The following is a 12,306-nucleotide window of genomic DNA, read 5'->3' on the forward strand; positions in this document are numbered from 1 at the left end:
TCAGTCCCCGGACCCGCCGGTCCGCAGCCGCACCGCGGAACCGTGGCGCTCCTTGACGACCTCCAGCTGGGCGGGGACGCGCCGGCGCAGATCGCCGACGTGGCTGACGATGCCGACGCTGCGGTCCCTCTCGCGCAGCGAGTCCAGAACGTCCAGCACCTCGTCGAGCGTCTGGTCGTCGAGACTGCCGAAACCCTCGTCGATGAACAGCGTGTCGAGCCGCATGCCGCCCGCCTCGTCGGTGACGACATCGGCGAGGCCGAGGGCGAGGGCCAGCGAGGCGAAGAACGTCTCACCGCCCGAGAGGGTCGCCGTGTCCCGCTCCCTGCCGGTCCACGCGTCCACCACATGCAGACCGAGCCCGGCGCGCTTGCCGCCGGTGCGGGCGTCGGAGTGCACGAGCGTGTACCGCCCGGACGACATGCGCTGCAGCCGAACGGTGGCCGCCGCCGCGACCTGCTCCAGCCGCGCGGCGAGGACGTACGACTCCAGGCGCATCCTGCGTTCGTTGTCGGCGGACGTGCCCGCGGTCAGGCCGGCGAGGCGGGCCACGCGGTCGTACCGCTCGCGCAGCGGGCCGAGCCGCAGGACCTCCCGCTCGGACTCGCGCGAGAGCCGGTCCAGTTCGGCGCAGCGGTCCCGGGCCGCGGCGAGCCGGGACGCGGCGTCGCGCAGGGTCCGGTCGGCGGCCAGGGCGCCGGCCTCGGCCGACGCGGGGTCGGCGGCGGGGCGCTCGGCCGCGCTCCTCGCGTCGTCCTCGGCGAGCCGCTCGGCGACCGCGGCCTCCTCGGTGCGCCAGGCGTCGATCCGCCGCTGCATGTCGCGCTGGGCGCCCTCGGCGACGACGGCCGCCGCCGCGGCGGCCGGGGTGTCGAACCCGGCGCGGAACGCGGCGTCGGCCAGTCGGTCGTCGGCGTCCTTCAGCCGCTGCTCGGCGGCGTCGAGCGCCCGTACGGCCTCCGCGGCCGCGGCGAGCAGCCCGACGCGGCGCTCGAGGACCGCGGCGCGGTCGGCCACGCTCGCGGCGTCGCCGCGCGCCCGGGTCAACTCGGCCTCCAGCGCCGCCTGTTCCTGGTCGAGGGCCTCCCGCCGCGATGTCCGGGCGGAGATACGCCGTTCCGCCTGCTGCCGCGCGTCGACGCGCTCCCGGTGCTCGCGCTCGGCCTGCTCCAGGGCTTCCTGCGCCGCGTGGACACCGGAGGCGAGGCGATGCGCCTGGGCGTGCTCGCGCTCCAACTCCTCGAGAGCGGCGCGCAGTTCACCGACGGAGGGATCCCCCATCTCCTCCCGGGGCCCGGGCACGCGCCCGCGCGGTACGTCGGCGGGGCCGGATGTGGCGCCCTCCGCGCATTCCGCCACGGCCTGCACGTCGCTTCCGGCAACGACGGCCTCCGGCGCGCCGGCCGAGGCCGCCGGGACGGCCTCGCCGACGCCGCCGGGAACACCGGACCGCTCAGGATCGCCCGCGCTGCCGCGAGCCGCGGCCTCCACGGCGGCGCTCCGCTCGCGGCCCCCGTCCCGGGCGCGCGTGGTGCCCGTGGCCGCCTCCACGGCATCCACCGCGCCACCACGAGCCGCCGCCAGGGCAGCGACACCCCCCGCTTCCGCCTCGCGGGGCTCGGCGGCCTCCACGGCGGCGCCGGCCGCTGCGCCCGGCGGCACCGACTCCCCCGCCCCACCGGGAACGGCCGTCGCGACGGCTCCGCCCGTCGCGTGCGAGCGCGTGGTCGTGCGGGCGCGGGACGCCGCCGTGGTGCGGGCCTCGTGGAGGACCGCCAGGTCTCGTTCGGCCTCGGCCCTCGCCGTCTCGGCCCGCGCGCTCGCCGCGTACGCCTCCTCCTCCGCGGCCCGGTCCACATGGCCCGAGGCCGCCCGGGCGGGGGCCGGATGGGACTCCGAACCGCAGACCGCGCACGGCTGACCAGGCGTCAGCTGGGACGCCAGCTCCGCGGCGATCCCGAGCAGCCGGCGCTCCTTCAGGTCCAGCCAGGCCGCCTTCGCCCGGTTGGCGCCCTCGTGGAGGGTGCGCAGGCGGATCTCGGCGCGCTCGGCGCGGGCCGTCAGCTCGTCCCGTTCGCACGCCGCGCCCAGCCGGTCGCGGGCCGGCCCAAGCCGGCCCGCCAGCTGCTCCGCGCGGGTCGCGGCCTCCTGGGCCGCCGCGATCCGGTCCAGGCGGGAGCGGCGCAGGCCCTCCCACTCGGCGAGCCACGCGGTCGCCTCCTCGAGCATCTCCTCGTCCGCGCGCGCCTGGCGGTCCAGGTCGGCGCGTTCGCGGGCGATGTCCGCGCTGCGCTGCTCCGCCCGGCGGGCCGACTCCAGGCCTCCCAGCTCCTGGCGGAGCGTGCGCTCGCGTCCGAGGAGCTGCTCCGCGCCCGCCTCGGCCAGGTCGGCGGGCAGGCCGCGCCGCGTCCGCTCGCGCTCCGCGCCCGCCGCCCGGTGCGCGCGCTCGGCCTCGTCGCGCAGCCGCAGCGCGGGCCCGACCAGGTCCGCCTTGCGGGCCCGCTCCAGGTCCGCGACGAGCACCTCGTGCCCTGGCCGCGCGGCCTCCAAGGACTCCGCCCGGCGCCGGGCATCGGCGTACCGCTGCTGGAGGCGGGACAGGTCCCGCTCCGTGTCGAGCACGCGCCGGGCCGCGGCCTGCCGGCGCTCCGCCGCCGCGACGGCCTGCCCTGCGATGTCCAGCCGCTCCCGCGCTCCGGACCGCGCCACGGCCGCCCACTGAAGGACGGCCGCGGCGAGCCCGGGGTCGCCGGGCTGCTGCTCGGGCAGGGGCCGGCCGTCCGCCGCGTCGCCCGCGGCCTGTGCCATGCGGTGGGCCAGCGCGAGCAGCCGCTCGTCCCCGGCGCGCACCTGCGCCTCGGCGGCGCGCCGCAGCTCGGCGAGGCGTTCCTCGACGGCGGCGAAGCGGCGGGTGTCGAAGAGGCGGCCGAGGAGCTTGCCGCGCGCCTCGGCGTCGGCGCGCAGGAAACGCGCGAAGTCGCCCTGCGGCAGCAGGACGACCTGGCAGAACTGGTCGCGGCTCATGCCGAGGAGCTGGGTGATCTCCTCGCCGATCTCCTGGTGCGACTTGCTCAGCGGGCGCCATTCACGGGCCTCGGCGTCGTACTCGCGCAGCAGGCTCTGCGCCCGCTCGGTGACGAAGCCGGTGCCGCGCGCCTTGGGACGTGGCTGTGCGGGCCGGCGGGTGACCTCCAGCCGCCGGCCCGCGACGGTCAGTTCGAGCCGGACCTCGGTCGGCGTGCCCACCTCGGCGTGGTCGCTGCGCAACGAGGTGCCGGGACTCTGCCGCGCGCCGGGCACGGCTCCGTAGAGCGCGAAGCACACCGCGTCGAGGACGGAGGTCTTGCCCGCGCCGGTCGGGCCGTGGAGCAGGAAGAGCCCCGCGGCGGAGAGCGTGTCGAAGTCGACTTCCTGGGTGGAGCCGAACGGCCCGAAGGCCGTGACGGTCAGCCGGTGCAGCCTCACCCGGCCACCTCGCGCACACCCGCGTCCACCCGGACGTCGTCGAACGCCCCGTGCAGCACGGCGCGTTCCTCGTCGTCGGGGGCACTGCCGCCGCGCACGTGGGCCACGAAGTCCTCCGCGATCTGCTGGTCGGTGCGGCCCCTGAGCCGCTGGGCGTAGGAGACGGCGCCGTGCTGCTCGGCGCCCTCCGGGTCGAAGGCGAGGCTGAGGGTGTGCGGGAACCGCTCGGTGAGCCGGGCCATCGGATCGGCGGGACGCACCGCGTCGGTGAGGGTCGCCTCGACGAAGGAGTCCTCGTGGCGCGCGAGCGCGGGATCGTCGAGCAGCTCGCCGAGCGTGCCGCGCAGCCGTGCGAGGGCGCGGGGCACGGGGCAGTCGATGCGCTCGGCGCTCACGTCGCCCCGGGCGTCGAGGTCGACGAGCCACATGGACTTGCGGTGGTTCGCCTCGGAGAACGAGTACGCCAGCGGGGAGCCCGAGTAGCGGACGCGCTCGGTGACACTCTGGCAACCGTGCAGGTGGCCGAGCGCCACGTAGTCGACGCCGTGGAAGACGGCCGAGGGCACGGCCGCGACTCCGCCGACGGTGATGTCGCGCTCGCTGTCGCTCTCCTCGCCGCCGGCGACGAAGGCGTGCGCGAGGACGACGGAGCGCGTGCCGGGCTCCCGGGCGGCGAGGTCCTCGCGCACCCGCCGCATGGCCGCTGCCAGCACCGGCTCGTGCGCGGCCTTGGCGGCCCCCAACTGCTCCTTGACCAGGGCCGGTTCGAGATACGGCAGGCCGTAGCAGGCCACCGGCCCATGTGCGTCGGCGAGCAGGACGGGGGTGCCGCAGCCCGCGGGGTCGGTGCGCAGGTGGATGCCCGCGCGGTCGATGAGCCCGGCGCCGACGCCGAGGCGGCGGGCCGAGTCGTGGTTGCCGGAGATCATCACGGTCGGCACGCCGGCCGCCGCGAGCCGGTGCAGCGCGTCGTCGAAGAGCTCCACGGCGGCGAGCGGGGGCACGGCCCGGTCGTACACGTCCCCCGCCACCAGCACCGCGTCGACCTCGCGCTCGCGGGCCGTCGCCACGAGGTGGTCGAGGAAGGCGGCCTGGGCGTCGAGCATGCTCACGCGGTGCAGCGAGCGGCCCAGGTGCCAGTCCGACGTATGGAGGAGTCTCATGATCGGTGAGCGTATCGGCGGGGTCGGACAATGCGGGTGGGTTCACACATCTCCGTACGCTTCCCCGCCCAGTTCCAGCGTGGCGGTGCCCGCCGTGGCATCGGCCAGCCAGGCCCGGAAGGCGTCGACGTCGGAGTCGGGCAGGCCGATCCCGATCGTGACGGTGTCGGCGTACGTCACCTCGCGGACAGCGCGGCCGGTGGCCCGCAGGTCGTTCTCCAGCTTGCCCGCGCGCTGGTGGTCGACCGTGACGGCGGCCAGCCGGAAGCGCTGCCTGGTGATCGTGCCGAGCGCGTCGAGGGCTTCGCCGACCACTCCTCCGTACGCCCTGATCAGTCCGCCGGCGCCGAGCTTGACGCCGCCGTAGTACCGGGTGACGACCGCGACGACGTAGCGCACCTCGCGCCGCATGAGCATCTGCAGCATGGGGACCCCCGCGGTGCCGCCCGGCTCGCCGTCGTCGCTCGCCTTCTGCACGGCGGCGTCGGCGCCGATGACGTAGGCGAAGCAGTTGTGCGTGGCGGTCGGATGCTCCTTGCGGATCCGCGCGACGAACGCCTGCGCCTCCTCCTCGGTCGCGGCGGGCGCGAGCGAGCAGAGGAAGCGGGAGCGGTTGATCTCGCTCTCGTGGACGCCCTCGCGGGCGACCGTCCGGTACTGGTCCTGCATCCCGCCACCCTATGCGGCGCCCGCAGGGGTCCCTTCCACCGGGGAATGATCGGGCCGGGTCCGCCGGTTGTCCGGTGCATGGACGCAGACGCTGAGACGATCCGCAGAATCCTGACCTCGACGGGCGACACCTGGGCGGTGGTGGGCCTGTCGAACAACGAGTCGCGCGCGGCCTACGGGGTGGCCCGGGTGCTCCAGCGCTTCGGCAAGCGCGTCGTGCCGGTGCATCCGAGGGCGGAGACGGTCCACGGGGAGCGGGGATACGCCTCGCTGGCCGAGATCCCGTTCCCGGTCGACGTCGTGGACGTGTTCGTGAACTCCGCGCTCGCCGGGAAGGTGGCCGACGAGGCGGTGGCGATCGGGGCGAAGGCTGTGTGGTTCCAGCTGGGCGTGATCGACGTGGAGGCGTACGCCCGCACCCGCGAGGCGGGGCTCGACATGGTGATGGACCGCTGCCTGGCGATCGAGATTAACTCCCTAGGTTGACGGCACGAGAAAGCCCCGGTCATCCGCCACGGGGGTAGACGAGAGATGACCGGGGCTTCCCGACCCATCGCCACCGCCGACGATGGGGCTGTTTGAGCGGACAGGGCTCGGACTGCCGACCTCACCAGCGCCGAAGCCCTGCCCACCCCTTCCGCATGCCGGCGAACGAGGTCGACCGACACACGGGGCCTAGGGGGTTACGCGGGTGGGTCCGCCACGTCGTCGGCGGGCGACGGGTAGACACGCCAGAAGTTCGTGGTGAGTGCGCGGTAGGAGCGATGGGAGGGATTCCGCCCTACGTGCTGCAGCGTCCACAGCTCCGGGGACACCTGGTCCCCCTCCGTAGCCTCCGACGGTTCGCCGCATGTCGTGCACTCCACGTGGTAGATCGGGGCCTTCGGCGCACCTGGCTCAGTGTCGGAGCGCACCGTCCACGTCACGGACCGGATGATCGTTCGCGGGCTCACTTTGAGCGCCCCTTTGCGTGAGGATGGCGTCGCATCTCGACAGCCAGGTCCGTTGCATGCGACAGGTCAAATGCCGGGCTGCCTTCCTCCGTCGCTTGCGTCCACTGCTTCATGAGCGCGCCGCAGACGTCACACCCGGGAGCCGGGGAGGGCGGTTCCCGAAAGGGATCCGTCAGTTGGACGGGATCACATAGGGTCTTCGTCGCGAGCCTCATCCCTGTGCACCTCATTTCGTCGTCTGTGAGACGACGCTAGGAAAAGGCACACGGAGGCTTCTACGAAGTTCTACGGAATTGCACGCGACTTAGCCGAGCGCATCGATCGCCGCAGTGATCAGCGCTCTGGCGGGTGCCCCGTAAACCGCGAGCGACGAGAGCTCTGCGAATGCCCCGGCGTACTGCGCAACTTCCCCCGGGGCCGTGACGGTGACTGCTGCCGTCAGAAGCTCAACGTGGACGCGGTCCTCGTCGAAGATGTTGAACGTCTCCACCGTCCACATCCTCCGTGGCGTGCCCGCGGGAATGATCCCGATGGAGACTGCCGGAAAGGCCATGGAGGCGAGGAGGTAGCCGAGTTGGCCGGCCATCGCCTCCGCGCCGCCGACGACGTGACGGAGGACGGATTCCTCCAGGACGAAGGCAAATCGGTGATCGCCCTCCCGGATGACCCTGGAGCGCTCCAGGCGAGCTGCTACCGCCTCCCCGACGTCGTCAGGGGTGCCGTGAAACTCCGTGACGTTCGTCAGGAGCGCTGTGGCGTACTCCTCCGTCTGCAGCAACCCCGGGACGACGCTTGCACAGTAGACGCGAAACACCCGGGTGCGCTCATAGAGCGGTACGCGCGACTCCTGGAGCCGGCGGAGGCCGGAGCGCTGAAGGCGTCGCCACTGGACGTACATGGACTCTGCGGTCCGACTGGCCGCGATCAGATCCGCAGCCTGATCGTCCGCGCCACAGACGCGACACCACGTGCGGATGTCTGCGTCAGACGGCGGCGTTTTGGCGTTCTCCAGCCGAGACACCTTCGACGGCTGCCAGTCCGCCAGGGACGCCAGGCTCCGCCCCGTCAGCCCAGCATCAAGCCGAAGATCCCGTAGGCGCGAAGCTAGCGCGTGGCGGGCAGCTTGGACACTGGACGACGGGAGCGAAGTCATGGGACGCGGTCAGATCTGGAATTCCTCGTGCGGGATCGCACGGTCCCACACAGCCTCGAAGGCTCCGACGCACTGCTTCACGACGTCCGGAGCCTCCTCCAGCTCGTGCGCCACGAAGGCGCCGTCACCGGAGAACAGACCGAACCTGATCAGCCGGTCATCGAAGATCCACAGGTCATTGCCCGGCAGCATCAAGTCCGACGCCAGGCGTCGGGGCAGCCACCGAACCTCTTCGCCGGCCGCAATGTTCTGCGGCGTACATGCGTACTCGTACCTGATGTAGTCGGTTACGGGCTCCGAGACGATGCGTGCGCGACGCACAGCGACGCCCCGTCCGACGGCTTCGGCCACGACGTCGTGGAAGCCGTTCCACCACGACGCCCGGTCGTTCAGGTCGTACCTGTGGCCCGCCTTCCATGCCGCGAAATCCTCGTCCTCGTCCGCCACCCCGTAGACGTCTCGCATCTCCAGGTGGAGGGCAGAGCGCTGACAGCCTGCCAGCAGCTCAGCGAAGGGCGGAACCTTCAGCGGCATCGCACGCCTCCCTAAGAGCAGCCGCCATCCGGATGGGCAGACGAAGGACGGTCTCCGTGTCCGGGATAGGCCCGGTGGCCAGGCACTCAGCCTGAGTCACCTCGTCGGCCTTCCATCCCTGGATCACGAACTCCTGCTTCTCCTCGTCGACCCACACCGTCGGGCAGTTGTCGCCGTTTGTGTTCGGGTCCTTCGCAATGAACCGTAACGTCATGGTCCCCTCCATGGTCGCGCGAGTTGCGTAATGTTCTACGACCATCACCTTCGCGGGCGCACCCGTCAAGGGTGCGAGTGTCAGAGCCTCTCGAAGCCCATGGCCCGACGGAAGAGCCGCCCATGCCACGGCGTACAGAACTGCTTGACGCGTCCGGGCCCGGGTGTCTGCCTGACGTCGGCACCGCACTGCAGACACTTCACTGGCTGGCTCTTCGCGGAAGTAGTGGCGTCCATGATTCCTCCTGAAACGACGAAGCCCCGCGTCCATGGCGGAGCGCGGGGCGTGGTGGGTGTGCGTGGGACCGCCTCCCATGGCGGGAGACGGCCCCGGAGTGTGCGTCAGACCCAGCGGCCGTTATCCAGGGCAGCGCCCGTTTCAGCGTCGCGGATGTCAATGCGCTGGTCGATGATGCCGCTGACTTCGCGGCCGTCAAGGTAGGTGTGCGACTCAACCGTGATGATTGGCCTCTCGCTGCCTCGTCCCACGTTGGCGCGCAGGGTGTCCCACTGCTGCGCCGTGAACACCGGCTCTGGCTTCCCCGTGCCGTTGGCGACGAGGGAGAGGCCAGGCTGCAGGAATCCGCCGTCGTCGTACCAATGCGGGCTGCGGGACAGCCACTTCGCATAGGCGCGTGACGGGGATCCGTAGTCGGGGCGCCCCTTGATGTACGAGAGACCCCACTTGATCTGCATCATGGCGTTGGTCCGCCAGTCGGAGCCGGCGGACGCCGTGGCATTCCAGCGCCAGTTGGACTCCCCCTCCCACAGCTTCTTCAGCGGCCCGAATTGGTCCGGGCCCCATCCGTAGTTGGGGAGGATGTTCTTCGCGTAAGCCTGCGCCGCCCCGACGGCCGTCGCGTTGAAGCCTCCGCCGCTCGTCATGTACGGCATGGGGTCGACGGCTCGCCCGTTCTTCCGCGCCTCCAGGTGGAGGTGGGGGCCGGTGACATTGCCCGTCGCGCCGACGCGTCCGATCGACTGGCCCTGACGGACCCGCTTCCCGGAGGCTGCGCCGATGGAGGACATGTGGGCGTACAGGGAGGAGAGGCCACCACCGTGGTTGATCATCACGTGGTTGCCGTAGGGGCCTCCGCCCTTGGCCATGCTGACGCGACCGTCGGCCACGGCCTTGATGATCGTTCCGACGGCTGCCGGGAAGTCCAGACCCGTGTGGCGGCCGGAGCTCCACATCGAGCCACGTCTTACCCGCCAGCGTCTCCATACGTGCGCGGAGACGTGCTAGCTGAGCGTCAACTCCCGTGTCCGAGAGCCGGACGTCCAGCTTCGGCATCGCGCGGAAGGCGGCTTCGAGCTTCATGCGCAGCGACCGGGCGAAGGCGCCTCCTGTGTCGGAGCCCTGCCTCGTTGCGGCTCGTTGCGCGGCGTTTCCGCCCTGCGTCACGGCGTTGGGGAGCGCAACGACGATGTGGCGGGACATCGCATCGCCCAAACGGCGTCCTGCGTCCTCCCCAACGCGATCGGCTGCGGGGAGAACAATCGCCCTCAGTCGGGGATGAAATGTTGGGGCGAGGGGAACGACGTCAACGGCTGCAGTTCCGACGACGTCCATGTCCGCGGCCATCAGACGTCACCCAGCAGCGGGCCGACGTCGGATGGATGCTGGCGGCTGTTCAGGAGCCGTCGAAGGCCACCCAGCGCCTCCAGCGCTGCCGCCTTGTCCCGCGAAGGTGGCGCCTCGTCGATGGCGCGCTCCAGCCACACGAAGTCGGCGCAGGCGTCCGAGCAATGAACGGCTGGCAGAGCACTGCCGTCGATCATCACGAGCTGAGGGAAGAAATCGCACCCGTCGCGCGGGCACCGGTCGTCAAGGGCTGTCGTCATTGCTCCTCCTTGGGCATACGACGGAGGCCCGTAGCGCGTCCGCTACGGGCCTCTCAGGTGGTCGGTGATGTTCGGTTGTCAGCTCTGTCGCTGCAGCTCCGGGCTGCGCATTTCGTCGTCAGGGGTGACGACCGTTTCGGGCTCGCTCGCGTTGCGCCGGCGGCGCTTGGTTGGATCCTTCGGGGCGGGACCTCGTCCGGCCATGTCGCCTCCCTTCAGGCTGATTGGGTCAGTTGCCTAAGCGGTGCGCCACAATCGCCGCTATGGATGCGGGATTGGCGGCAATCGTGGCTGGTGGTGTTGGAGCGGCTGGCGCCGCTGCGGCTGCATGGGCAGGCGGGTGGTGGACTTCCCGAAGCGCTTCTGAGCAACTGCGGTTCCAAGATAAGCAGGCTCGCCGTCAGCAGGTCTTCGAGCACGCGAAGGAGCGTCGCGCCACCAGACAAACCGCGTACACAGCACTGATTGCAGCGTCGCAAAAGCTTGTGGAGCAGATCAGGCAGCGAGACGAGGACGTGCAGTCCACGTGCAGCGAGATCGACAATCTTGCGACTCGCGTCAGTCTGGAGGGCCCGGTCTCTCTACTTGGCCCCCTGGAGCAGCTACGCCGCAGCTCACGCCTTTACGAGTTGACAGGCGTTTCACGTGCTGCGCGGAGCCACCTGGAGACCGAAGACAGGTCCCAGGCGATCGAGCAGCGCACGCAAGCCGCGCGGTCCTTCGAGAAAGCGCTTTGGGCCTTCACGGACGCCGCGCGGCAGGCGCTCGACGACTCAGGGACTGAGGCGACTACAGAAGACGGCGAATGAGGGGTTCCAAACCCGCAAGCACTGACGGGCTGTTGCCATGCCGGCGCCCCGTCATTGCGATGTATCGGCCGGTCCCGTAGATCTCCACGGCCGTACCGTCAGGGCGTCGGATGCGGCGTCCCTGTCGGACATTCGCGTAGCCCCAGATGTGCAAGCCGTCGCCGGACGGGGACACCTCTACGTAGGTGGCGCCCGCGTCGCGCACGATGGCTGCGGCCCACGGGGCAAGTCGCCCGGTGAGCGGGTTCAAGCAGTGGTCCAGGTCAAGACAGACGATGTCGTCGACGTCGGAGAGGACGAAGCCCAGACCGGTGCCGACGGAGGAGGCGGACGCCTCCTCGTAGGTGCTCCAGGCGCGCGCGTTCGTCGACGAGGCAGCCTTGCCGGCGACCGTCAACGGGCGCTTGTCCGCGGCTCGTCGGACCCACCTGTCGCGGGTCTTCAGCTCCACGGGGAGCGGGTCCTTTTTCGCAGCACGATGCGCCGCCACCCTGCAGCGCGTAGAGCAGAAGCGCGCACGGTGCGAATGCCTCGCGCCGAGTCGTTCGCCGCAGCCCTCCCGGGCGCAAGTGGGTGTGTTCATGGGTCCATTCTAGGGCGGCGTGTAACGGTAGTCTACCGTCTGACCTGCACTGATTTCAGGAGATCGCATACCGGGACGCTGTGCGGTCGTCTCCCGATTCGGGGTCTCCGCCAGGCCGACGGGCCGGCGTTCGGGGCTCCGATTGTTGGCCTGCGATGCCTCGCGCTCCGGCCGACGGCCGTCCTCATCAAGGCCGTGCTTTTCGCGGTAGCGGGCAGCTCCGTCGGCCGCACCTCCGCCGCTCCCCACTTCGACGCCCCGCGGACCGCCCACGCGCTGAGCCGGCGGAGTCGGGGCCGGCGTGCCGAACTCTGCGACGAAGGCGTCAGCGTCGGCGCGGAGTTCGTCCTCCGTCGTTCCCCGCAGTCGTGCTGACTGCGAGGGGGTGAGCCCCTTCTCCATCGCGACACGGAGTCGGGCGAGTTCGACGAGAGCGGCGTCCCTCTGCTGCTCTGGGGTCTCTTGCTCAGGTTCCATTGATCTGTGGTCCTCTCGGGTCAGTGGTAGTAGGTCTGCGGCTTCTCATCCGGAACCGTGGCGTTCGCCTTCGGGCGCGGCGGAGTCGGGCCCGACAGGTCCAGGTGCGCGCTCCGCGAGTGCCCGTAGACCTGAGCCGGGCGCGGCGCCTGGACCGGCGTCACCGTCGGCGACAGGTCCCGCATGGGGCCGTTGTCGTCGTAGACGTTCGGGTCGTAGGCGTTGACTTCCGCCTCCAGGTCGACGAATGACGTCGGGACGTAGGCCGTGCCCAGGCGTGCGAGCCACACGAGATAGGCAATCGTGTAGCGCTGCGTCCGCATGACGTCCAGGAACTCCGCCGGGACGTCGTCGGCACGAAAACCCATGACTTCGCCGTGGCCCTCCATCTGCCACCGCCTGATGGCCATGCGCTTGGCAGAGGCGGTTGAGTCCGTGCCGG

The 12,306-nt window shown here is 71.2% G+C and carries 12 protein-coding genes; 2 read left to right on the forward strand and 10 right to left on the reverse strand.

Going from position 1 to position 12,306, the window contains the following annotated elements:
* Genes HW130_RS30575 through HW130_RS30585 form a run of 3 tightly spaced genes read right to left on the reverse strand, consistent with a single transcriptional unit; the run spans position 1 to position 5,297 of the window.
* Positions 1-3,465, reverse strand: a complete 3,465-nt coding sequence (locus HW130_RS30575) for an AAA family ATPase (RefSeq protein WP_177153013.1) — start codon at positions 3,463-3,465, stop codon at positions 1-3.
* A complete protein-coding gene (locus tag HW130_RS30580) occupies positions 3,462-4,628 on the reverse strand; it encodes an exonuclease SbcCD subunit D (RefSeq protein ID WP_177153014.1) in 1,167 nt (388 codons plus the stop codon). The genes HW130_RS30575 and HW130_RS30580 overlap by 4 nt, the downstream gene beginning before the upstream one ends.
* Positions 4,629-4,670: 42 nt before the next feature.
* Positions 4,671-5,297, reverse strand: coding sequence for a YigZ family protein (locus HW130_RS30585; protein WP_177153015.1), 627 nt, complete (start codon positions 5,295-5,297; stop codon positions 4,671-4,673).
* A 78-nt stretch (positions 5,298-5,375) separates the two neighbouring features.
* Between HW130_RS30585 and HW130_RS30590 the strand changes: the two genes are divergently transcribed.
* On the forward strand, positions 5,376-5,783 hold the full coding sequence (locus HW130_RS30590) for a CoA-binding protein (RefSeq protein WP_177153016.1): 408 nt from the start codon (positions 5,376-5,378) through the stop codon (positions 5,781-5,783).
* A 771-nt stretch (positions 5,784-6,554) separates the two neighbouring features.
* Here HW130_RS30590 and HW130_RS30595 read toward each other — a convergent pair.
* The 5 genes from HW130_RS30595 to HW130_RS30615 form a co-directional block, all read right to left on the reverse strand.
* Positions 6,555-7,403, reverse strand: a complete 849-nt coding sequence (locus HW130_RS30595) for a helix-turn-helix transcriptional regulator (protein ID WP_177153017.1) — start codon at positions 7,401-7,403, stop codon at positions 6,555-6,557.
* A gap of 9 nt (positions 7,404-7,412) precedes the next feature.
* Positions 7,413-7,937: a DUF6879 family protein gene (locus HW130_RS30600; protein WP_177153018.1), complete on the reverse strand. Its 525-nt coding sequence runs from the start codon at positions 7,935-7,937 to the stop codon at positions 7,413-7,415.
* Positions 7,909-8,151: a hypothetical protein gene (locus HW130_RS30605; RefSeq protein ID WP_177153019.1), complete on the reverse strand. Its 243-nt coding sequence runs from the start codon at positions 8,149-8,151 to the stop codon at positions 7,909-7,911. Before HW130_RS30605 ends, HW130_RS30600 begins: the two co-directional genes overlap by 29 nt.
* Before the next feature lie 341 nt (positions 8,152-8,492).
* Positions 8,493-9,344, reverse strand: coding sequence for a M23 family metallopeptidase (locus HW130_RS30610; protein WP_177153020.1), 852 nt, complete (start codon positions 9,342-9,344; stop codon positions 8,493-8,495).
* A gap of 390 nt (positions 9,345-9,734) precedes the next feature.
* A complete protein-coding gene (locus HW130_RS30615; RefSeq protein ID WP_177153021.1) occupies positions 9,735-9,995 on the reverse strand; it encodes a hypothetical protein in 261 nt (86 codons plus the stop codon).
* A 263-nt stretch (positions 9,996-10,258) separates the two neighbouring features.
* On the opposite strand from HW130_RS30615, the gene HW130_RS30620 reads away from it, so the two are divergent.
* Positions 10,259-10,804, forward strand: a complete 546-nt coding sequence (locus HW130_RS30620; RefSeq protein WP_177153022.1) for a hypothetical protein — start codon at positions 10,259-10,261, stop codon at positions 10,802-10,804.
* Here HW130_RS30620 and HW130_RS30625 read toward each other — a convergent pair.
* Both HW130_RS30625 and HW130_RS30630 read right to left on the reverse strand, forming a co-directional pair.
* A complete protein-coding gene (locus tag HW130_RS30625) occupies positions 10,785-11,255 on the reverse strand; it encodes a hypothetical protein (protein WP_309140630.1) in 471 nt (156 codons plus the stop codon). The genes HW130_RS30620 and HW130_RS30625 overlap by 20 nt on opposite strands.
* 629 nt (positions 11,256-11,884) lie before the next feature.
* Positions 11,885-12,306: hypothetical protein (locus HW130_RS30630; RefSeq protein ID WP_218184147.1), on the reverse strand; the 422-nt coding region annotated here is incomplete at its 5' end.

It is taken from the genome of Streptomyces sp. PKU-EA00015, from assembly GCF_013387495.1.
Taxonomy (GTDB): domain Bacteria; phylum Actinomycetota; class Actinomycetes; order Streptomycetales; family Streptomycetaceae; genus Streptomyces.

Bases quoted from the DNA above. Each gene is read 5' to 3' on its own strand.
- HW130_RS30580 (WP_177153014.1), bottom strand. From the start codon at position 4,628: ATGAGACTCCTCCATACGTCGGACTGGCACCTGGGCCGCTCGCTGCAC.
- HW130_RS30585 (WP_177153015.1), bottom strand. From the start codon at position 5,297: ATGCAGGACCAGTACCGGACGGTCGCCCGCGAGGGCGTCCACGAGAGC.
- HW130_RS30590 (WP_177153016.1), top strand. From the start codon at position 5,376: ATGGACGCAGACGCTGAGACGATCCGCAGAATCCTGACCTCGACGGGC.
- HW130_RS30595 (WP_177153017.1), bottom strand. From the start codon at position 7,403: ATGACTTCGCTCCCGTCGTCCAGTGTCCAAGCTGCCCGCCACGCGCTA.
- HW130_RS30600 (WP_177153018.1), bottom strand. From the start codon at position 7,937: ATGCCGCTGAAGGTTCCGCCCTTCGCTGAGCTGCTGGCAGGCTGTCAG.
- HW130_RS30605 (WP_177153019.1), bottom strand. From the start codon at position 8,151: ATGACGTTACGGTTCATTGCGAAGGACCCGAACACAAACGGCGACAAC.
- HW130_RS30610 (WP_177153020.1), bottom strand. From the start codon at position 9,344: ATGTGGAGCTCCGGCCGCCACACGGGTCTGGACTTCCCGGCAGCCGTC.
- HW130_RS30615 (WP_177153021.1), bottom strand. From the start codon at position 9,995: ATGACGACAGCCCTTGACGACCGGTGCCCGCGCGACGGGTGCGATTTC.
- HW130_RS30620 (WP_177153022.1), top strand. From the start codon at position 10,259: ATGGATGCGGGATTGGCGGCAATCGTGGCTGGTGGTGTTGGAGCGGCT.